This window comes from Pseudomonas sp. FW300-N2A2 (genome assembly GCF_017351735.1).
GTDB lineage: Bacteria > Pseudomonadota > Gammaproteobacteria > Pseudomonadales > Pseudomonadaceae > Aquipseudomonas > Aquipseudomonas migulae.
On sequence record NZ_JACNDU010000009.1, the window covers coordinates 57,459 to 78,914 of the forward strand.

The 21,456-nt window shown below is 61.3% G+C and carries 18 protein-coding genes; 8 read left to right on the top strand and 10 right to left on the bottom strand.

Going from position 1 to position 21,456, the window contains the following annotated elements:
- Positions 1-25: 25 nt before the first annotated feature.
- Positions 26-1,354: a tRNA (N6-isopentenyl adenosine(37)-C2)-methylthiotransferase MiaB gene (miaB, locus tag J4E42_RS14375; RefSeq protein WP_032832882.1), complete on the bottom strand. Its 1,329-nt coding sequence runs from the start codon at positions 1,352-1,354 to the stop codon at positions 26-28.
- A 135-nt stretch (positions 1,355-1,489) separates the two neighbouring features.
- Between miaB and J4E42_RS14380 the strand changes: the two genes are divergently transcribed.
- Positions 1,490-1,819 (top strand): DUF1820 family protein, encoded by a 330-nt coding sequence (locus J4E42_RS14380; protein WP_007894425.1) that lies wholly within the window; start codon positions 1,490-1,492, stop codon positions 1,817-1,819.
- A 119-nt stretch (positions 1,820-1,938) separates the two neighbouring features.
- Here the strand turns inward: J4E42_RS14380 and J4E42_RS14385 are convergent, their stop codons facing one another.
- The 4 genes from J4E42_RS14385 to J4E42_RS14400 form a co-directional block, all read right to left on the bottom strand.
- Positions 1,939-2,493: a tetratricopeptide repeat protein gene (locus J4E42_RS14385; RefSeq protein WP_008035122.1), complete on the bottom strand. Its 555-nt coding sequence runs from the start codon at positions 2,491-2,493 to the stop codon at positions 1,939-1,941.
- A gap of 225 nt (positions 2,494-2,718) precedes the next feature.
- Positions 2,719-4,002 (bottom strand): glutamate-1-semialdehyde 2,1-aminomutase, encoded by a 1,284-nt coding sequence (gene hemL, locus J4E42_RS14390; RefSeq protein WP_207285485.1) that lies wholly within the window; start codon positions 4,000-4,002, stop codon positions 2,719-2,721.
- A 15-nt stretch (positions 4,003-4,017) separates the two neighbouring features.
- The gene (gene thiE, locus J4E42_RS14395; RefSeq protein ID WP_008044565.1) at positions 4,018-4,641 is read right to left on the bottom strand and encodes a thiamine phosphate synthase; all 624 of its coding nucleotides are present in this window, start codon (positions 4,639-4,641) and stop codon (positions 4,018-4,020) included.
- Between the two features lie 18 nt (positions 4,642-4,659).
- On the bottom strand, positions 4,660-5,457 hold the full coding sequence (locus J4E42_RS14400) for a hydroxymethylpyrimidine/phosphomethylpyrimidine kinase (protein WP_008044566.1): 798 nt from the start codon (positions 5,455-5,457) through the stop codon (positions 4,660-4,662).
- 314 nt (positions 5,458-5,771) lie between these two features.
- On the opposite strand from J4E42_RS14400, the gene J4E42_RS14405 reads away from it, so the two are divergent.
- From J4E42_RS14405 to J4E42_RS14420, 4 genes are all read left to right on the top strand, one after another.
- Complete coding sequence (locus J4E42_RS14405; protein ID WP_207285486.1) at positions 5,772-8,156, top strand: hybrid sensor histidine kinase/response regulator; 2,385 nt, start codon at positions 5,772-5,774, stop codon at positions 8,154-8,156.
- 73 nt (positions 8,157-8,229) lie between these two features.
- Positions 8,230-9,876, top strand: a complete 1,647-nt coding sequence (locus J4E42_RS14410) for an acyl-CoA dehydrogenase family protein (RefSeq protein ID WP_207285487.1) — start codon at positions 8,230-8,232, stop codon at positions 9,874-9,876.
- A 178-nt stretch (positions 9,877-10,054) separates the two neighbouring features.
- On the top strand, positions 10,055-11,554 hold the full coding sequence (gene amn / locus J4E42_RS14415; protein WP_177318196.1) for an AMP nucleosidase: 1,500 nt from the start codon (positions 10,055-10,057) through the stop codon (positions 11,552-11,554).
- A 75-nt stretch (positions 11,555-11,629) separates the two neighbouring features.
- On the top strand, positions 11,630-12,265 hold the full coding sequence (locus J4E42_RS14420; protein ID WP_259331684.1) for a pseudouridine synthase: 636 nt from the start codon (positions 11,630-11,632) through the stop codon (positions 12,263-12,265).
- On the opposite strand, the gene J4E42_RS14425 is transcribed toward J4E42_RS14420, so the two are convergent.
- Together J4E42_RS14425 and J4E42_RS14430 are read right to left on the bottom strand one after the other, a co-directional pair.
- Positions 12,260-12,469: a DUF2788 domain-containing protein gene (locus J4E42_RS14425; protein ID WP_007937369.1), complete on the bottom strand. Its 210-nt coding sequence runs from the start codon at positions 12,467-12,469 to the stop codon at positions 12,260-12,262. The genes J4E42_RS14420 and J4E42_RS14425 overlap by 6 nt on opposite strands.
- A gap of 189 nt (positions 12,470-12,658) precedes the next feature.
- On the bottom strand, positions 12,659-13,138 hold the full coding sequence (locus J4E42_RS14430; protein WP_007894448.1) for an Lrp/AsnC family transcriptional regulator: 480 nt from the start codon (positions 13,136-13,138) through the stop codon (positions 12,659-12,661).
- A 435-nt stretch (positions 13,139-13,573) separates the two neighbouring features.
- Here J4E42_RS14430 and J4E42_RS14435 point away from each other — a divergent pair, with 435 nt between their 5' ends.
- A complete protein-coding gene (locus tag J4E42_RS14435) occupies positions 13,574-14,602 on the top strand; it encodes a DUF6515 family protein (protein WP_207285488.1) in 1,029 nt (342 codons plus the stop codon).
- Here J4E42_RS14435 and J4E42_RS14440 read toward each other — a convergent pair.
- Both J4E42_RS14440 and J4E42_RS14445 read right to left on the bottom strand, forming a co-directional pair.
- Entirely contained in the window at positions 14,587-15,495 is a 909-nt protein-coding gene (locus J4E42_RS14440; RefSeq protein WP_207285489.1) for a cation diffusion facilitator family transporter, read from the bottom strand. The genes J4E42_RS14435 and J4E42_RS14440 overlap by 16 nt on opposite strands.
- Positions 15,496-15,524: 29 nt before the next feature.
- The gene (locus tag J4E42_RS14445; protein ID WP_008035153.1) at positions 15,525-15,944 is read right to left on the bottom strand and encodes a hypothetical protein; all 420 of its coding nucleotides are present in this window, start codon (positions 15,942-15,944) and stop codon (positions 15,525-15,527) included.
- A gap of 109 nt (positions 15,945-16,053) precedes the next feature.
- On the opposite strand from J4E42_RS14445, the gene hrpB reads away from it, so the two are divergent.
- Positions 16,054-18,570, top strand: a complete 2,517-nt coding sequence (hrpB, locus tag J4E42_RS14450; protein WP_207285490.1) for an ATP-dependent helicase HrpB — start codon at positions 16,054-16,056, stop codon at positions 18,568-18,570.
- Positions 18,571-18,791: 221 nt separating this feature from the next.
- On the opposite strand, the gene J4E42_RS14455 is transcribed toward hrpB, so the two are convergent.
- Positions 18,792-19,721: a LysR substrate-binding domain-containing protein gene (locus tag J4E42_RS14455; protein WP_008041256.1), complete on the bottom strand. Its 930-nt coding sequence runs from the start codon at positions 19,719-19,721 to the stop codon at positions 18,792-18,794.
- Between the two features lie 225 nt (positions 19,722-19,946).
- On the opposite strand from J4E42_RS14455, the gene J4E42_RS14460 reads away from it, so the two are divergent.
- Positions 19,947-21,437 (top strand): aldehyde dehydrogenase, encoded by a 1,491-nt coding sequence (locus J4E42_RS14460; RefSeq protein ID WP_207285534.1) that lies wholly within the window; start codon positions 19,947-19,949, stop codon positions 21,435-21,437.
- Positions 21,438-21,456: the final 19 nt, after the last annotated feature.

Below are 21,456 nucleotides of genomic sequence, written 5' to 3' on the forward strand. Positions count from 1 at the left end.
CCTCGCTCCTACAGGTTTTGTGGTGTCATTGAATTAGAGAGCCGCGCAGCGAGTGCGGTTGTGCCGCATCGATGTGCACGTCGGCAAACTGACCTATCAGGGTTGGATTGTCGCAGCGGAAGTTGACGATCCGGTTATTCTCGGTCCGGCCCTGCAGCTCGCCAGGGTCTTTTTTCGAGTAATCGGTCACCAGGATCCGCTGGACCGAACCGACCATTTGTCGGCTGATCTCGAAACCTTGCTGATTCAGGCGATGTTGCAAGGCGTTCAGGCGTTCTTTTTTCAGTTCTTCCGGCGTTTCGTCGGCCAGATCGGCTGCCGGCGTGCCTGGGCGCTGGCTATAGACGAACGAATAGGAGAAGTCGAAACCGACGTCTTCGATCAGCTTCATGGTCTGTTCGAAGTCTTTTTCGGTTTCGCCCGGGAAGCCGACGATGAAGTCCGAGCTGATGCAGATCCCCGGTACTGCGGCGCGCAGTTTGCGCAGTTTGGATTTGTATTCCAGCGCCGTGTGGTTGCGCTTCATCGCCGACAGAATGCGGTCCGAACCCGATTGCACCGGCAAGTGCAGGTGTTTCACCAGTTCCGGTACCTCGGCGTGGGCCTGGATCAGGCTGTCGGAGAACTCCAGCGGGTGCGAAGTGGTGTAACGAATCCGGTCGATGCCATCGACAGCGGCGACCACGCGGATCAGCTCGGCGAGGTCCGCCAGGCGACCATCGTGAGTGGTGCCGCGATAGCCGTTGACGTTCTGGCCCAGCAACGTCACTTCACGCACGCCGTTCTCGGCGAGGTGGATGATCTCGGCAATCACGTCATCGAACGGGCGGCTGACTTCTTCGCCGCGGGTGTAGGGCACCACGCAGAATGTGCAGTACTTGCTGCAACCTTCCATCACCGACACATATGCGCTCGGGCCATCGATGCGCGGCTCGGGCAGGTGGTCGAATTTTTCGATTTCCGGGAACGAGACGTCGACTTGCGGCAGCTTGGTGGCGCGTGCGGCGTCGATCATTTCCGGCAAACGGTGCAGGGTTTGTGGGCCGAACACCACGTCGACGTACGGTGCGCGATCGCGGATGGCGGCGCCTTCCTGGCTGGCGACGCAACCGCCGACGGCGATCACCATCTCCGGGTTCGCCAGTTTCAGTTCACGCCAGCGGCCGAGCTGGGAATACACCCGGTCCTGGGCGCGTTCGCGGATCGAGCAGGTGTTGAGCAGGATCACGTCGGCGTCTTCTGCGCGAGCGGTGACTTCCAGGGCCTGATGTTCACCCAGCAGATCAACCATGCGCGAGCTGTCGTACTCGTTCATCTGGCAACCGTGGGTTTCGATGTAAAGCTTCTTGGCCATGGATACAGTCATCACGTGATTCAAAGAACCGCGCATTATAGGGAACATGTCCCAAGGTTCCTACCGTTGCGCGTCCGGTGGCTATGCTATAGTTCGCGCCCTCATTTTTATCCCCCGATGTGTTGCTCGCCCACCATGACCAAACGTGAAGCTCCAATCTACAAGGTGATTTTCCTCAATCAGGGCCAGGTGTACGAAATGTACGCCAAGCAGATCTATCAAAGTGATCTGTGGGGCTTCCTGGAAGTGGAAGAGTTCGTCTTTGGCGAGCGCACGCAAGTGGTCGTCGACCCGAGCGAAGAGAAGCTCAAGGCGCAGTTCGAGGGCGTGGTGCGCAGTTTTGTGCCGATGCATTCGATCGTGCGCATCGACGAAGTCGAGCGTCTGGGCACCCCGAAAATCAGCGAAGCCCGTGGCGCGGTCGGCAATGTGATGCCGTTTCCGATGCCGATGCCTGAGAAGTAAGGCTCAAGACCGGGTCGCGCCCTTCGCGGGCAAGCCTCGCTCCTACAGGTTATGTGTGCGCATAAGACCTGTAGGAGCGAGGCTTGCCCGCGAAGGGGCCAGAAAGATCGAGGCAGAAATCAGGGAAGAGGCGAAAACGGCGTACGCCCATCGGCGCTCTGCAATTCCATCAGGTACTTGCGGAAGATCTGCCCAAGCACCTGGGTCGCAACCTCAAGCTCTTCACGCGGCATCTTCTCGGCGACTTCATCCGCCGTATCCAGCGCTTCTTCCGCACCATTGACCGCCGCCATTTTCAGCACGATGTACGCCTGAACGTTATTGGCCGGTACACCTTCGCCGTGGAAGAACATGGTGCCGAGTTTGAATTGCGCCTGGGCATGGCCTTGCAGCGAGGCCTTTTCGAAGTAGTCCAGGGCTTTCTTGAGATCGCGCGGGGTGTTTTTGCCGTCGTAGTAGAACTCACCCAACTCGTATTGCGCTTGCGCATCCCCTTCATCCGACGCTTTCTGACAGGCGGCGAGCGCCTGTGCCAGGTCTTGCGGCTGGGTATTGAGGGTGCAGCGACCCATCGCTGGGATTAACAACGAGTTGCCGCCTGCTTGTGCGAGCGCGAGCAGGGGCTGAAGGAGCAACAGGCAGCCCATTGCAAGGGCGCGGCCGGTGCGGTTCATGGGAATCGACTTACCTCTGAAGGGCGCGCGGACCCAACGAGGGGATCCAATAAGCGCGCATTATGAAATAAGCAGGGCCAACCTTACAAAGTCTTTACTCGTTTTTCTGCTGCACGGGGAATATATCGCCCACTTTACGGGGGATTATTGGCAGGTGAGTAGGAAAAGAGGCGGGAATGTAGGTGAAAGCTGACGCTGGCAATCGCCAACGTCAGCGGTACAACGTTATTTCAATGCAGCGAAAGCGCGCTCGGCGGCATCCAGGGTCAGTTTCAACTCGGCTTCGCCATGGGCGATCGAGGTGAAGCCGGCTTCGAATGCACTTGGCGCCAGGTACACGCCACCTTCGAGCATAAGGTGGAAGAAGCGGCCGAACAGCTTCGCGTCGCTGGCCATCACGTCATCGAAGGTGACGATGTCGTCGGCGCCGCTGAAGTACAAGCCGAACATGCCACCGGCCTGGGTGGTCACGAACGGAATGCCGGCAGCGTCGGCGCGCTGTTGCAGGCCATCGAGCAGGCGGCTGGTGTAGTCGCTCAGTTCGGCGTGGAAGCCTGGGCGGCTGATCAGGCGCAAGGTCGTCAGACCGGCCGCCATGGCCAGCGGGTTACCCGACAAGGTGCCAGCCTGGTACACCGGGCCCAGTGGCGCGATGTGCGACATGATTGCGCGTTTGCCGCCGAAGCAGCCAACCGGCATGCCACCACCGATGATCTTGCCGAATGTGGTCAGGTCTGGCGTAACGCCGTAATGCGCTTGAGCGCCGCTGAGGGCAACGCGGAAACCGGTCATCACTTCGTCGAAAATCAGCACCACGCCGTGCTTGTCGCACAGGGTCCGCAGGCCTTCGAGGAAGCCCGGTGCCGGCGGTACGCAGTTCATGTTGCCGGCCACCGGCTCGACGATGATGCAGGCCACGTCCTGGCCCACTTCAGCGAGCATGGTTTCCACGGCGTCGATGTCGTTGAACGGCAGGGTCAGGGTGTGTTTGGCGAAGGCCGCCGGTACACCGGCCGAGCTCGGCACACCTTGGGTCAGGGCGCCGGAACCTGCTTTAACCAGCAGGCTGTCGGAGTGGCCGTGGTAGCAGCCTTCGAACTTGATGATGCTGTCGCGACCGGTGAAACCACGGGCCAGGCGAATCGCGCTCATGGTCGCTTCGGTGCCGGAGCTGACCATGCGCACCATTTCCATCGATGGCACAATCGAGCAGACCAGGTCGGCCATCTCGGTTTCCATCTCGGTCGGGGCGCCATAGGACAAGCCGTGTTCCAGCTGCTTGCGCACCGCGTCCAGCACGTCCGGATGGCTGTGGCCGAGGATCATCGGCCCCCAGGAACCGACGTAATCCACATAACGCTTGTCGTCTTCGTCGGTGACGTAGGCGCCTTCAGCGTGTTTGAAAAACAGGGGGGTGCCGCCAACGCTCTTGAACGCGCGAACAGGCGAATTCACGCCACCGGGAATGTGTTTCTGGGCATTGGCAAACAGCGTTTCGGAACGAGACATGATGGGGCTCTCAAATCAGATTTTTAGTAATTCGTTGAATGCGCGGGCGCGGCGGGTCACTTCAGCCGTGCTCTCGGCGCCAAACAGGCCGTGGACCACCGCCAGCAGATCGACCCCGTGGGCCACCAGCGGGGCGGCGTTTTCCAGGGTGATGCCGCCGATCGCGCAGATCGGCAGGTGCAATGTGCTGCGGGCCTGGTCGAGCAGTTCGAGGCTGCAAGTCGGTGCGCCGGGTTTGGTACTGGAATTGAAGAAACGGCCGAAGGCGACATAACTGGCGCCTTCTTTGGCCGCTTGTTCGGCGAGTTCGAGTTGCGCGTGACAGGTCGAACCGATGATCGCCTGGCGACCGAGCAACGCACGGGCCGGGGTCAGCGGGCCGTCGGTCTGGCCCAGGTGCACGCCGACGTTCAGGCGTGCGGCCAGTTCGGCATCGTCATTGATGATCAGATGGGTCTTGTAGCGTTCGCACAGATCGCGCAGGGCTTCAGCTTCACGCAGACGGCGGGCCTCGTCGCTGCTCTTGTCGCGGTATTGCAGCAGGGTGACGCCGCCTTCCAGCGCCGCCTCCACGTACGAAAGAAATTTACCGGCCAGTAACTGGCTGTCGGTAATGGCGTACAGGCCACGTAGTTTCATCGGGCAAGCCTCATGGCGTTACGAACAGAAATCCAGTGGCAGGCGGCGCGGCACGAACTGGCCTTTGCCCAACTGCTCGGCATCGCGCAGGGTGCGCCACGTGTAGTTAAGCGCGCTCTGCACGGCACTGATGAGGTTTTCACCCTGGGCCAGACGACCGGCGAGGGCGCTCGCCAATGTGCAACCCGAACCGTGGTAACTGCCGGGCAAGCGCTGGCAGGTATAGGTTTCGCGCAGACCGTCGCGGCTGTACAGGCGATTGTGTATTTCGTGTTCATCACCGTGGCCGCCGGTGATCAGCAGGTGTTTGACGAACGGCAGGAGTTTTTCAGCGCACTCGTCGGCGGTGCCTTCTGGCAGTTCAGCGAGGATGCGGGCTTCGGGAAGGTTAGGGGTGGCGATGATAGCCAGGGGCAGCAGGCGTTCGCGCATGGCGTAGCCGACTTCGTCCTTGCCCAGTCGTCCGCCGCCGCCGGCGCGCAGCACCGGGTCGCAGACCATCGGCAAATGCGGGTGCGCCTGAAGCAGTTCGACGACGGTGTCGACCATCTCCAGGGAACCGAGCATGCCCAGCTTGACGGCGGCGACTTCGGAGTCGTTGAGCACGGCGTTGGCCTGAGCCAGCACCCACTCACGGTCGAGGACGCGGAAATCCGTGACGTTGACCGTGTCTTGCACGGTCAGGGCGGTGACGGCCGGAGCCGCATGACATCCCTGGGCAAGCAGGGCTTCGATATCTGCCTGCAAGCCGGCGCCACCACTTGGGTCGTGGCCGGAGAGACAGAGGACAACGGGGCGAGAGCTGTAGATATTCATGGTGCGCGAGCTTACCACCAAACATCGATTTTCGGGTGCAGTGCCCGCCAGGTCTGCCGATAGAGTGTCATGGGCAGGAAATGCAGTCGTCCGGGATTGTCACAATCTGACCGAGCAAACAGCTCTGGCTCTATATTCTTCTCTGGAACACCCGTTCTAGAGCCTTTCCAAGAAAAATTTCAATGGTGTTCAATGGCCATCAACGGCTATGCTAGAGTGGATCCAAACCAATAACAGGTAATGCCGGTTTTACGTCTACTCAAAAGGAATGAGGGGCTTCCTGAGATAACCGGACAGGCCACGCTGGGGCTTAAATGCGCTATTTGCTGATGTTGCTGTTTTGCTTGCCCCTCATGGCAAGCGCAGTCGAGTTCGATGAGTTCACTCAAAGCCTGCCCTTGGGCCGAACCCTGCAAGTGTTCGAAGACGCCGATGGTCAGGCGAGCATTGCCGATATCCGCGCGCAAGCCGCTGCCGGACACTTCAAGCCCCATGACAAGGCCACGCTCAACGCCGGTTACTCGCGTTCGGTATTCTGGCTGAAAATCGACCTGCATTACCGCCCGACCAATCCCGCTGCACAGCGGACGTGGCTGCTGGAACTGGCCTATCCGCCCCTCGATCACCTTGATCTGTATTTGCCTGATGCCGGCGGTAGCTATCAATTGGCCCGTCAGACCGGCGACGCCTTGCCGTTCAGCAGTCGCGAGATTCGCCAGAACAACTACCTGTTCGATCTGAACTTCACGCCCGACCAAGCGCAAACCGTGTACTTGCGCCTGCAAAGCGAAGGGTCGATCCAGGCGCCGGTCACGTTGTGGTCGAGCACTGCGTTCCTCGAAGAACAGCCGGTGCGGCTTTATGTGTTGGGCCTGATTTACGGCGTGTTGCTGGGGATGCTGGTCTACAACCTGTTCATCTACCTCAGCGTGCGCGACACCAGCTACCTCTATTACATTTTTTATATTGCCTCGTTCGGCCTGTATCAGCTGTCGGTGAATGGCGCGGCCGTAGAGTATTTCTGGCCGGACAACCCGTGGTGGGCCAACGCCGCGACGCCGTTCTTCATTGGTTGCGCAGGGCTGTTCGGCAGCCAGTTCGCCCGCAGCTTCCTGCAAACGGCGACACTCAGCCGCTGGCTCGATCGCTTGCTGCTGGCGTTGATTGCGTTCAGTGCGGTAGTCGTCGGGTTGTCATTGATGACCAGTTACGCCCTGGCCCTGCGCCTGGCGACGACGCTGGCCCTGTCGTTCACCGTGGTGATTTTCGCCGCAGGGTTTTTCGCCTGGTGGCGCGGCTTGCGGGTGGCGCGCTATTTCATCATCGCCTGGTCGGCGTTTTTGCTCGGCGGCATCATCAATACGATGATGGTGCTGGGTTACCTGCCTAACGTATTCCTGACCATGTATTCCAGCCAGATCGGTTCGGCCATCGAGGTGGCGCTGCTGTCCCTGGCCCTGGCCGACCGCATCAACGCCATGCGCGAGCAACAGGCGCAAACCTTGTTCGATGCTGGCCAGAAGCTTGAAGTGCTCAACCAGCAACTGGCGCACAGTAACAAGCTAAAGGATGAATTCCTCGCCACGTTGACCCACGAATTGCGCACCCCCATGAACGGTGTGATCGGTTCCCTGGAATTGATGCAAACCGTCGAGATGGACCCGGAGCTGGAGCAATACCAGCAAACGGCCGCCGGTTCTGCGCGCGACATGATGCGCATGGTCAACGGCATTCTTACCCTGACCGAATTACAGGCCGGCAAGCTCAAGGCTTCGGCGTCCACCTTCAGTTTGCGCAGCGTGGTCGATACCTTGCGCGTGCAGTTCGAAGGCAACGCGTCGGGCAAGTCGCTGGACTTCAAGGTCGAGGTGACACCGGGCCTGCCGGACCGTTTGTACGGCGATAACGTCAAGTTGGCGCAATGCCTGGAATGCCTGCTGGATAACGCGATCAAGTTCACGCGAGTGGGCGGGGTGGCGCTGCGGGTCTCGGGTAAAAACGTGGAGCCCGGCAAGCTGGCATTGTCCTTTGCGGTGATCGACACCGGCATTGGTTTTACCGATCTGGGCGAGGCGACGCTGTATCAGCGGTTCTTCCAGCTCGACGGCTCGATGACCCGTGAATATGGCGGCCTCGGTGTGGGCCTGGCGATCTGTCGACAACTGGTCGACCTGCTCGGCGGGAACCTCACGCACCGCTCCGAGCCAGGTCGCGGCAGCCGCTTCCAGCTTGATGTCGAGTTTGAATTGCCGGTGGTCGAGCGCGTGACAACGCCATTGATGACCCGGGAATTCCCGCGTCTGCGCCTGCCTCAGGACTGCACGGTGCTGCTGGTGGACGACAACAGCATCAATCAATTGGTGATGCGCGGCATGTTGCTCAAGCTCGGATTTCGGGTCCGTACGGCGGACAACGGGGTGACCGCGCTGGAAGTCCTGCAGCGTGAAACCTTTGACGCCGTACTCCTCGATTGTCAGCTACCGCCCCTCGACGGGGAGTCTGTCTGCTGCCAGATCCGGGACTTGCCGGGGTGTGCCGAATTGCCGGTGTTCATGATTGCCTTGAGCGCTGATCGGGAGCGCTGCCCAACCGGTGCACTGATCGATTACCTGAGCAAACCGGTGAAATTCGAAGATTTGCAGGCCGCGTTGTATCGACGCGTGCTTTGTCCAAAACAAGGCGAAAGCGCCGACAGTTAGGCGGATATGCCACTTTGTTCGGCCTCGGGGCAGTGCTTAACTGAACTCCTTGGCTGACCAAAGGAGCCCCGTCATGAACCTGCATCAGTTCGCCGAAACCCACGAAGTCACCAACCAGCCGCCGTCGCTGGACGGCGCCAACCTGTATCGCATCGACCTGCCTTTGCAGGAGTGGTCGCAGCGTTTCGGGGCCGGTTGGGCCGAGTCGCGGATCGACACTTACGGCGCACTGGCCGGCGGGCCGCTGATGGAAGCGGGGTTCCTGGCCAACCAGAACAAACCGGTGTTCAACAGCCACGACCGCTACGGTCACCGCATCGATCTGGTGGAGTTTCACCCGGCGTATCACGAGCTGATGCGCACGGCGATCGAGCACGGTTTGACCTCGCTGCCCTGGGCGCATCCACAGGACGGCGCCCATGTCGCCCGCGCTTCCATGACCTACCTGCACAGCCAGGCTGAAGCCGGCAGCGGTTGCCCATTGACCATGACCTTCGCCAGTGTGCCGGCGATGCGCTTGCAACCCGATCTCGCCCGGCAATGGCTGCCGAAAATCCTCGCCACCGAATACGACCCGCGCAATGTCGGCATGGCCCACAAGGCCGGTGTCACCATTGGCATGGCGATGACCGAGAAACAGGGCGGCACCGATGTGCGGGCCAACACCACCAAGGCGTATCCGGTGGGTGCCAGCGGACCGGGCCAGGCCTACGAACTGGTCGGCCACAAATGGTTCTGTTCTGCGCCGATGTGCGATGCCTTCCTCACGCTGGCCCAGACCGACAAAGGTTTGACCTGCTTCCTGTTGCCACGCCATCGCCCCGACGACACGCGCAATCAGTTCTACATCCAGCGCCTGAAAAACAAACTCGGCAATTGCTCCAACGCCTCCAGCGAAGTCGAGTTTCGCGGTGCGCTGGCGTGGATGGTCGGTGAAGAGGGGCGTGGCGTCCCGACCATCATCGAAATGGTTGCCATGACCCGCTTCGATTGCATGGTCGGTTCCAGCGCCTTGATGCGTCAGGCGCTGACCCAGGCCAGTCATCACTGCGCCCATCGCAGCGTCGGCGGCAAGCTGCTCAGCGAACAACCGTTGATGCAGAACGTCCTCGCCGATCTGGCCCTGGAGAGCGAAGCCGCGTTGGCGTTGAGCCTGCGCATGGGCAAGGCGCTGGATCATCTGGATGACGGGCACGAAGCGAAATTCGCCCGCCTGGTGACCGCAGTGGGCAAGTACTGGATCTGCAAGCGCGCGCCCGCGATGATCAACGAAGCCGCCGAATGCATGGGCGGTGCCGGGTATGTCGAAGACAGCATCCTGCCGCGCTTGTACCGCGAGGCACCGGTCAATTCGACGTGGGAAGGTTCAGGCAACGTGCAATGCCTGGATGTGTTGCGGGCGCTGTCGAAAGAGCCGGGTGTGCTCGATGTGCTGTTCAGCGAGTTGGGTGATGGTCACGGCGACAAACGGCTGGCCGCACACATTAGCCAATTGCAGTCGGCGTTCAAGGACACCAGCGACATTCAGTATCGTGCGCGGCAGCTCACCGAAGACATTGCGTTGGGGCTGCAAGCCAAGCTCTTGCTGGAGGCCGGCAATTCGGTGGTCAGCGATGCGTTCATCGCCAGCCGCCTTGGCGACGCCGGTCGCGTATACGGTGCGTTGCCGCGAGGGCTGGATGTCGAAGCGATCGTCGCCCGCTCGACCCCGCATCTATAACCAACACAAACCCCCTGTGGGAGCGAGCCTGCTCGCGATAGCGGACTGGCAGTCAACTTATTCATTGACTGACACACCGTCATCGCCGGCAAGCCGGTCTCGCTCCCACATTGGATCTACTGTGGACTTGGCATTTGTGTAGCCACCACTGTTCCCGTGAAGCGACGATGCAGGCAAGATGAAGGCCTGCAAGTCAGAACACAGGATGCTGATCGTGACCGAAGCTTTTATTATCGTTCAAACCGCCGAGCAAGCCGTGGACCGGCTTGCTCACTTGCACAATCGCGCAACCACCGCGCTGAGCCAGGCGCTCAAGCGTTACCTCAAGGATCGAGTTGAACCGGACGCCGAACAGCGTGCGATGTTTCGTTATCCTGAACTGCGTCTGACCTACCACTGCCAGGGCGAAGTCCCGCAAACCACCCGCGCCTACGCCAAGGTGCAGCTGCCGGGGACCTACAGCGTCACCGTCACCCATCCGGCGGCTTTCCGTAAATACTTGCTGGAACAGCTCGTGCCGCTGATGCACGACTTCACCGTGACCGTGGAAGTCGGCATCAGCCAGCAGAACATTCCTTATCCGTATGTGGTCGAGCAGGGCGATGAGCTGGCCGGCTCCGGCGTGACCGCAGCCGTGCTGGCGCGGGTGTTCCCGAGTACCGATCTGTCCGCCGCCACCGATGGCATCGCTGACGGTTTGTACGATTGGGAAAACACCGATCCGCTGCCGCTGGCCCTGTTCGATGCCGCGCGGGTGGATTTCTCCCTGCGCCGCCTCGTGCATTACACCGGCAGCGACTGGCGCCATGTGCAGCCGTGGATTCTGCTGACCAACTACCACCGCTACGTTGACCAGTTCATTGTTCATGGCCTTGAGCAGTTGCGCAGCGATCCACGTTTCGTGCGCATGGTGCTGCCGGGCAACGTGATCATCGAAAAGAGCATGGATCATGGCGAAGCGTCGGCGATTGCGGCCGGCGTGGTCTGGCATCGCTATCAAATGCCGGCCTATCACCTGATCGCCAGCGACGGCCACGGCGTGACCCTGGTGAACATCGGCGTCGGCCCGTCCAACGCCAAGAACATCACCGACCATCTGGCGGTATTGCGTCCGCATTGCTGGCTGATGATCGGTCACTGCGGCGGCCTGCGTCAGTCGCAGACCATTGGCGATTATGTGTTGGCTCACGCCTACATGCGCCGCGACGGGATTCTCGACCGGGTCGTGCCGCCGAACATTCCGATTCCGGCCCTGGCCGAGGTGCAGATGGCGTTGCAGCAAGCGGCGGCCAACATCACCGGCGAGAAGGGCGACGAGCTGAAGAAACGCCTGCGCACCGGCACCGTGCTGACTTACGACGACCGTAACTGGGAATTGCGCTGGGCCCAGGAACGTCCGCTGATCAACCTGTCCCGCGCCGTGGCGGTGGACATGGAAAGCGGCACCATCGCCGCGCAAGGTTATCGCTTGCGGGTGCCGTACGGCACATTGCTTTGCGTCTCGGACAAACCGCTGCACAGCGAAATCAAGCTGCCGGGTTCGGCCAACGCCTTTTATGAGCGCGCGGTCAGCCAGCACTTGAAGATCGGTATCGAGGCGGTGGACTTGTTGCGCACCGAACTCAACTCGTTGCACTCGCGCAAACTGCGCAGCTTCGACGAGCCGCCGTTCCGCTGATTGAGAGTTGTCATGGTCATTTGGCGGTCAGGGCACTAGCATTAGCAGCCCTGACCGTTAGATGTTCTCTTCGCCATGTCCCGTCCCCAACGTCCCGTGTCCCGCCGCCCCGGCGCGAACGCCCCGTCATCAGCCCCGCGCCGTGTCGCCAAGGCGCCTCCGGCCGAGCCGAAGCTGATTCTGTTCAACAAACCGTTCGATGTGCTGACGCAATTCAGCGACGGCGAAGGGCGGGCGACGCTCAAGGATTTCATCGAGATTCCCGGAATCTATCCGGCGGGCCGTCTGGATCGTGACAGCGAAGGGTTGCTGCTGCTGACCAACGACGGCCAGCTCCAGGCGCGGATTGCCGACCCCAAGCACAAACTGGCCAAGACGTATTGGGTGCAAGTGGAAGGTGAGCCGAGTGCCGAGCAGTTGCAGCGTTTGCGTGATGGCGTCGAGCTGAATGACGGCATGACCTTGCCCGCGCAAGCGCGGCAACTGGATGAGCCGCAACTGTGGCCGCGCAACCCGCCGGTGCGCTTTCGCAAAAGCGTGCCGACCAGTTGGCTGGAACTGGTGATTCGCGAGGGGCGTAACCGTCAGGTCCGACGCATGACCGCCGCGGTCGGCTTGCCGACGTTGCGGCTGGTGCGGGTCAGGATCGGCGACTGGTCGATCGAAGGGCTCGATCAGGGCCAGTGGAAAGAAGTGCCGGCGCGCTTATAACGTGCCGGATTCGATCAGGCCGATCACCACGCTTTTGATCACGAACGCGGCCACGCCCAGACCGAGCACGAAGAACAGGATGAACGAGCCAAAGCGCCCGGCCTTGGATTTCTTTGCCAGATCCCAGACGATGAAACCCATGAAAATGATCAGAATGCTGACCAGTCCGGTCATCATCCACTCTTCGAATACTGCAGGATCCATCGGACATCTCCAGCGGGGGCGGGGCTAAAAGGCGCTGGAGTATACGGCATGGGGGATTGGTGCGGCATTGACCTGCGGCAGCGTGTCGCAGCTATTCGTCGCCTGTTCCGGCCCCTTCGCGGGCAAGCCTCGCTCCTACAAGGGCTCGCGCAAAACCTGTAGGAGCGAGGCTTGCCCGCGAAGGCGTCCTCAGCTACGCAGATGAGTCAGCGGCAGTTCGGTGCTGTTGAGCACCTGATTCAACACAAAACTCGACCGCACACTCGTCACCCCTTCAATCCTTGTCAGGTGCCCCAGCAGCAATTTCTGATAGTGATCCATGTCCGGCACCACCACCTTGAGTTGATAGTCCGCATCCATCCCCGTCACCAGGCTGCATTCAAGCACTTGCGGCAAGGTGCGAATCGCCGCTTCGAAGTTCTCGAATCGCTCCGGCGTATGCCGGTCCATGCCGATCAGCACGTAAGCAGTCAGGCTCAGGCCAAGCATTTTGCGATCCAGCAGGGCCACCTGGCGGGTGATGTAGCCGTCGTCTTCCAGTTGCTTGACCCGGCGCGAGCACGGTGAAGGTGACAGGCCGATGCGTTCGGCCAGCTCCTGGTTGGAGATGCGCGCGTCGCGCTGCAATTCCGCCAAAATGCTTAGGTCGTATCGGTCGAGTTTGCTCATCAATCAGGCCTTTGTCATATCGATTGCGGCAGATTATCTATCCAGGGTTAAAAATTGCGCAAGTCATGTTTATTTGAGCAATCTTCGCAATCCTCTGCCGGCGCCCCAGGCCTATTCTTATCACCAGAATCACTGCTCGGACAAACAGTCCACAGCGACTCGCCCAATCAGGCCAGTCGCGGCCGCCACCCCCACCGGGGATGTGCCGGCCCCCGAGCTACACACTGTCCAGAAGACGGCGTGAGGTGAGCCGACGTCATAAGCGTCGAGCACGGACGAAGTTCTCAAAGGGAGGCCGACGGGTCTCCCTTTTCTTTTGCCCGCAATTTTTCACCCGCCCTCAATAAATAAGTTGTGCGACTGATAACCTGTTGCAGAACCGGCCTGTGCTTTCCCAGTCTTACGTACAGGCCCTAACCCGCAGTGAGGAAAAGCATGAAGTCGCGCATCTGGCGTTTGGCCGGTGTTGGTTTGCTGTGTGTCAGTGTCACTGCGCAATCGCTGGCCGATGAGCCGCAGAACCGGGGTCCCGACAATGGACAACGCGGTGACGGTCATCAGGGCAACAATCAGGGCCGTGGCGGCAACAATCAGCCGCGCCCGCAAAACAACGACATCATTCGTGGCGACAACAGTCGTCAGTTCGAGAACAACGGCCAGTCGCGCAATGGCGGGCAGTGGCAAAACAATCAGCCGCGAGACAACCCGCCGCGCGACTTCAACAGTCCCGTCCGGCCGCCACCGCCGCCGCCACAATTGCCGGCCAACGACTTGCCGATCCAGGGCCGGCCCGACACCGTGCGCCAGACCCAGCAGCCGCAACGTGGTTACTATCAGGACATCCCGCGAAACAATGGTTACAACCAGCAATGGCAGACCGTCGGGCCGGGTTCACGTCCCGACGATCATCATTGGGCCGGTCGTCCGAATGGCCACGGTAACGGTTGGGGGCCAGGCCCGCAGTACCGTCCCGGGCATGTGATCGACCGCTTCCCGGACCGCGACTATCGCGTGCCGTATCGTGGGCAGGATTATTTCTTCTCCGGCGGCTACTGGTATCGCCCGCTTGGCCCGCGTTATGTCGTGGTGCAGCCACCGCGCGGGATTCGCGTCAGCTACCTGCCTGATTACGCCCGTGAAGTGTGGATCGGCGGCGCGCTGTTGTTCCTGGCGGCGGGCTCGTACTACGCCTATCAGGAAAGCACTCAGGATTACGTGGTGGTCGAGCCGCCCGTGCAACCGCAACCGACCGGCAATGGCTATGACGTGGTGGCGTATCCCGCCAACGGGCAGTCGCCGCAGCAGGTCAATCAGGACGGCTACGAGTGTTATCAATACGCGGTGCAGCAGAGTGGCTTCGATCCGCGCACGGCCACCTACCAGCCGGATCCGTCGGTGGTGCAAGCCTACCGCCAGGCCCAGGGCAACTGCCTGAGCAGTCGCGGGTATCAGGTGAGTTTCTGATTTGCCCTGGCGGCCTTCACCACTTCCTGCGGGTCGGCGTGCACCAGCACCTCGGCTCGCGGGTACGCCGCGTGAATTGCATCGGCCGCCTGATCGCTGATGCCGTGAGCGACTGACAGGGTCAGCTCCCCCGGCAATTCCAGGTGCAATTGCACGAACCACTGGTTGCCGGACACCCGTGTGCGCAGGTCATGCGCGCCCAGCACCCCCGGTACGCTGCAGGCCAGTTCGAGCATGTGTTGGCTGACGTCTGGCGGCAATTCCTCGTCCATCAGCACCTTAAAACTTTCCCGGGCGATTTGAATGGCGCTCCAGAAGATGTAGGCGGCGATCCCCAGGCCAAACCACGCGTCCATCTGATGCCAGCCAACCCCGGCCAGCACCAGCGCAACCAGAATGCTGCCATTGAGCAGCAAGTCCGAACGGTAATGCAGGGAATCGGCACGCACCGCGTTGGAGCCGGTAGCCTTGACGACCCGATGCTGCAACATCAGCAGGACCAATGTCAGCGCCAGGGAAAACACGATCACGCCGATGCTGATCCACGGCGCACCCACCGGTTCCGGATGCTTGAGCCGATCAAACGCCTGCAACGCAATCAGCACCGCACTGCCACCAATGAACAACGCCTGCGCCATGCCCGCCAGCGATTCGGCCTTGCCGTGCCCGTAACGGTGATCTTCATCGGCGGGGCGCAGGGCGTAATGCACTGCCAGCAGGTTGAGCAGCGAGGCGATACCGTCAAGGGCCGAGTCGGTCAACCCGGCGAGCATGCTCACCGAACCGCTCAACCACCACGCGATGGCTTTGGCGACGATCAACGTGCACGCCACCGCCACCGAGGCACGGGTCGCCAGCCGCAGCAGGCGGGCGTGTTCGGAGCTGGAAATCATAAGTGCGGCTATTCCTTTATGTGCACGGATTACGCGGCAGGTTGCAGGCCGAGCAAGGCCAGTTGCTGAGTGCTGCCCTTGTGTTGAATCAAACGTGGGTCGTCCAGCGGGAAGCTGCGGCCCAGTTCGGTTTCAAGAATAGTCTGCAATTTGTGGGTATCGACCTTGCCGTCGGCACCGATCGCTTCCTTGAGTTTTTCCGGCGCCACCTGCGCGGTCTCGCCCGGTGCGTAGTAAATCGCGCCGGTGGCAAAGTCCACGGCAAACGCGATCAGGCCGGGGATGATGTAGAACAGCAGGCCCACGGCATCCAGCGCGGCGATGGCCGGGTCAATCTTGCCTTCGATCTGCCCGCGGCGATCAGGGTAGAAGATCGAGCCGCAAGCGGTTACCTGGGTCAGCAAGGTGGCAACCAATACACCGCCAATCAGGCGAAAGGGAACACGCATATGAAATCTCCTGGGTAATTTCAAAACGAAAGGGCGTCTCTATGAATTAGGACCCTGATAAACGCCGAGCAGTTCGCCGTTATACTCGGCCCTCTGTTTGGGAGCCAGCATGATTTCTTTGCCGATTGATGAAGTTTTACCCGCCCTGCGTGAAGCCTTGGCGACACGCCACGAAGCCGTGCTCGAAGCACCGCCCGGCGCCGGTAAAACCACCCGTGTTCCATTGGCCCTGCTCAACGAGCCGTGGCTGGCCGGGCAGACCATTCTGATGCTTGAACCGCGTCGGTTGGCTGCACGTGCGGCGGCTGAGCGCTTGGCCAGTGAGCTGGGCGAGAAGGTCGGTGAAACCGTCGGCTATCGCATTCGGCTGGACAGCAAAGTCGGGCCCCGGACGCGGATTGAAGTGGTCACCGAAGGCATTCTCACCCGGCGCTTGCAGGATGATCCGGCGCTGGAAGGCGTGGGCTTGCTGATCTTCGACGAATTTCATGAACGCAGTCTTGATGCCGATCTGGCCTTGGCCCTCAGCCTGAATGGCCGGGAACTGTTCCGCGATGATCAGCCGCTGAAGATTCTTTTGATGTCGGCCACCCTTGAAGGCGAACGCCTGGCCGGGTTGCTCGATGACGCGCCGATCCTGCGCAGTGAAGGGCGCATGTACCCGGTGGCGATGCGCTGGGGCCGACCGTTCCAGCCCGGTGAATTCATCGAGCCGCGCCTGGTGCAAACCATCCTCGAAGCCTTGAACGATGAAACCGGCAGCCTCCTGGTGTTCCTGCCGGGACAAGCGGAAATCCGCCGGGTGCATCAACAACTGGCCGATGCGCTGGGCGAAAACACACAGGTGTTGCTCTGCCCGTTGCACGGTGAACTGGACCTCGCCGCGCAGCGCGCTGCGATTGATCCAGCCCCGGCGGGCAAGCGCAAAGTGGTGCTGGCGACCAACATCGCCGAAACCAGCCTGACCATCGACGGCGTACGTGTGGTGATCGATGCCGGGTTGGCGCGGGTGCCGCGTTTCGATCCGGGCAGCGGCATGACTCGTCTCGACACGCAGCGCATCTCTCGCGCCAGTGCCACGCAACGTGCGGGGCGGGCAGGGCGGCTGGAGCCGGGCGTGTGTTATCGCTTGTGGTCGCAGGATCAACACGAGCAACTGGCGGCCTATGCCAGTGCGGAAATTCTTTCGGCGGACCTTGCCGGTCTGGCGTTGCAGCTCGGTCGCTGGGGCGTGACACCGACGCAACTGGTGTGGCTCGACGTGCCGCCCGCCGCCGCATATGCCCAGGCTCAGGACTTGCTTGATCGCCTCGGCGCACTGGATGGCGAAGCGCTGACCCGCCACGGTCAGGCCATGGCCGAACTGCCGGCGCATCCGCGCATCGCTCATTTGCTGCTGCGCGGTCAGGCGCTGGGCTTGGCTGACATGGCGTGCGATGTCGCGGCGTTGCTCGGCGAGCGGGATATCTTGCGCGGTGCCGGCGCCGATCTGCACAGTCGACTGGTGCTGTTGTCCGGCGAAGAGCGTGCCGCACGCGGTGCTCAGGGCGGTGTTCAGCGAGCGCGGCAACTGGCGCGTCAATACCGTGGTTATCTGCGTGGCAAGGCGTCGGAACCGGTCAGCGATCCGGAGCACCCGCGCTGGCTCGGCGCCTTGCTGGCGCTGGCCTATCCCGACCGTGTCGCGCAACAACGTCGAGCGGGTGGTGCGGAATATCGCCTGGCCAACGGCCGTGCCGCGTTGTTCGCCGAAGCCGACAGCTTGATGAAACAACCTTGGCTGGTGATCGCCGATCTCGGCAGTCGTCAGGGGCAGCGTGAGGAACGGATTTATCTGGCGGCGGATTTCGATCCGGCGTTGTTCGATTCGGTGCTCGCCGAACAGGTGCGGGTGGTCGATCAGCTGGATTGGGACGAGCGCGAAGGCGTGTTACGCGCCGAGCGTCAGCGCAAGGTTGGCGAGTTGATCCTCAGCCGTGAACCGTTGACCGGGCTCGATGAAACCGCGCGCAGTCAGGCGTTGGTGAATCTGGTGCGGCGCAAGGGGCTGGAGCTGTTGCCGTGGACGCCGGAGTTGCGTCAGTGGCAGGCGCGGGTGGCGTTGTTGCGGCAGTTGGACATTGCCGGCAAGGGCGAGAGTGAGTGGCCGGATGTCAGTGATGCTGCGCTGCTCAAAAGCCTTGAGCACTGGTTGATGCCGTATCTGGGGAAGGTTTCGCGGCTCAGTCATTTTGCCAATCTGGATCTCTCAAGCATTGTTCATAACCTATTGCCGTGGCCGCTGCCGCAACGGCTCGATGAGCTGGCACCGCATCATTTGAGCGTGCCGTCGGGGTCGTCGATTCGTCTGGATTACAGCGAGCAGCCGCCGATTCTGGCGGTGCGGTTGCAGGAGTTGTTCGGTTTGGCCGAAACCCCGCGCATCGCTGGCGGGCGGCAGGTGGTGAAGTTGCATCTGTTGTCCCCGGCGCGGCGGCCGGTGCAGGTGACACAGGACCTGGCGAACTTCTGGCGCAGCACCTATGCCGAGGTGAAAAAGGATCTGAAGGGGCGGTATCCGAAGCATTACTGGCCGGATGATCCGTTGGTGGCCGAAGCGACCGCACGAATCAAACCCCGGAAGTGAGGTGCCCCCCACTGTAGGAGCCGGCTTGCTGGCGATGGCGTCCGTCCAGTCAATAAATCAGCGGCTGACCCACCGCCATCGCCAGCAAGCCGGCTCCTACAGGTTTGCGTTTGCCTTGATCCCTCATACATCCACGCACCTTGTAGGAGCCGGCTTGCCGGCGATGGGGCCCTTGGATGTTGCATCGGTCTTTCGGACGCCATCGCCGGCAAGCCGGACTCCTACAAGGTCGGGTGTGATCTTTCGGCCTTGGCGGTGAGCTGTTCGCGGCAGTAATCGGCAAACAACTGCGCCGGTTTGGTCAACTGCCCGCGCTTCAGCCACGCCGCCACCAACCCCGAGCCGGTGACGTCTTCGACGATGTCCACGCACACCACTTTCTGCCCGTCGTAGGTGCACTCCGAGTGCGGGCGGGTGACCAGGATCGAGAAGCCGAACCCTTGGCCGACCATGCCCCGAACCATCTCGATCGACGGTGAGCTGAACGCAATGTTCGGCGACAGGCCCAGTTCTTCGAACAGGCTGACGAAGTAGGTCCGGCTCGGTTGCACGTCCAGCAGAATCATCGGCTCCAGGCACAGATCGCGCAGGGACACTTGCTTGAGTTGGGCAAAGCGATGATCCGCCGGCAGCAATGCATAAGGCCGCTGCGCCGGCATCAGGGGTTCAGTTTCGATGGTGGCGTCGAGGTCGTGTTCATAGAGGATCGCCAGGTCGAAGGTGCCCGAGGTCAGGCCTTGCACCAACTCCTGCTGTTCGCCGTCACGGATGCGGATTTTCACGCCGGGATACAGCGCCGAGAACCCGGCAATCAATTGCGGCAAGTACAGCGGCGCGACGGTTTCGAAGCAGCCGATGTCGATTTGCCCGGCCACCACGTCGTTGTCCGCCAGGGCGTTCTGTTCGAACTCCTTGGCCATGCGCAACAGTTCCTGGGCCTTGCGGTAGAAGCGTGCGCCGCTGGGCGTCAGGGACACGCCTTGGGCGTGATGACGGATCAGCAATTGCACGCCGAAGCTGTCTTCCAGGCCTTTGATCGCCGTGGAAATGGCCGGCTGGGCGATGTACAGCTTACGCGAGGCCTCGGCAACGCTGCCGCATTCGACGGTGGTGATGAAGTACTTCAATTGACGCAGGTTGTAGGCAGCCACGGCAAACCTCGGGGTGGATGGACTCGACATCCAGCAATTTTTGCGCCGACTGCGTCCGTTCTGACGACGGTGTTGTTGTGCCTGAACAATAACCACATACCGCACGACCGGGGAGATGGGCTGCCCAGTTTTTTCATGGTCTGCGAAGACATTTTTACTATTTTTCCTCGACACGGGCCTGGGCCACCATCCAATTCACAAGAAAAGCCCATGGAGCATCTGAACGTGTTCGAGCTTACCTACTGGCAAAACAAGGCCGCTGCGCTGGCGTTTCCCGACCAGGCCCTGATTGATGGCAAACCCCGTTCGGCGAAGTCGGGACAAACCTTCGCCGCGATCAACCCGGCCACCGGCCAGCGCCTGGCCAACGTGACAGCGTGCGGTGATGAAGAAGTGAACGCCGCCGTCAAAAATGCGCGGCAGGTGTTCGAGGCCGGCACCTGGTCGGCGCGTTCGCCAAACGAGCGCAAGCAAGTGTTGCTGCGCCTGGCTGATCTGATCATGACCCACCGCGAAGAACTGGCGCTGCTGGATTCGCTGAACATGGGCAAGCCAGTGATGGACGCCTACAACATCGACGTGCCGGGCGCCGCCGGGGTGTTTCGCTGGTACGCCGAAAGCCTCGACAAACTCTACGACCAGATCGCCCCGAGCGCGCAGAACGTACTGGCGACCATCACCCGCGAAGCGCTGGGCGTGGTCGCCGCCGTGGTGCCATGGAATTTCCCGCTGGACATGGCTGCATGGAAACTCGCGCCCGCGCTGGCGGCAGGCAACTCGGTGATCCTCAAACCCGCCGAGCAATCACCGTTTTCTGCCCTGCGTCTGGCCGAGTTGGCGCTTGAAGCCGGCTTGCCAGCAGGCGTGCTCAACGTGCTGCCGGGCCTCGGTGAACAAACCGGCAAAGCCCTCGGTTTACACCCGGACGTCGATTGCCTGGTGTTCACCGGCTCCACCGAAGTCGGCAAATTTTTCATGCAGTATTCCGCGCAATCGAACCTGAAACAGGTCTGGCTGGAGTGCGGTGGCAAGAGCGCCAACCTGGTGTTCGCCGATTGTCAGGACCTGGATCTGGCGGCCGAAAAAGCCGCGTTCGGCATCTTCTTCAATCAGGGTGAAGTGTGCTCCGCCAACTCGCGGCTGCTGGTGGAGCGTTCGATCCATGACGAGTTCGTCGAGCGTCTCAAGGCGCAGGCCGAACGCTGGCTGCCGGGCGATCCGCTGGACCCGTCGAGCAGCGCCGGGGCGATCGTAGACAGCCGCCAGACCGCGCGCATCATGAAGTTCATCGAGCAAGCCCAGCGCCAGGGTGCGACCAAGGTGTGCGGTGGTCGGCAGTCGATTTTCAACGGCTCCGACAACTTCATTCAGCCGACGATTTTCACTAACGTGACCCCGGACATGCCGCTGTTTCGCGACGAAGTGTTCGGCCCGGTGCTGGCGATCACCGCGTTCGATGACGAGGCACACGCCTTGCAACTGGCCAACGACAGCGTCTACGGCCTGGCCGCTTCGCTGTGGACCGACGACCTCAATCGCGCCCACCGTGTGGCGCGGCAATTGCGCGCAGGTACGGTTTCGGTGAACAGCGTCGATGCGCTCGACGTGACGGTGCCGTTCGGCGGCGGCAAGCAGTCCGGTTTCGGCCGTGACCTGTCGCTGCACTCATTCGATAAATACACCCAGTTGAAGACCACCTGGTTTCAACTGCGCTAATAACAAAACGGAGAACTGG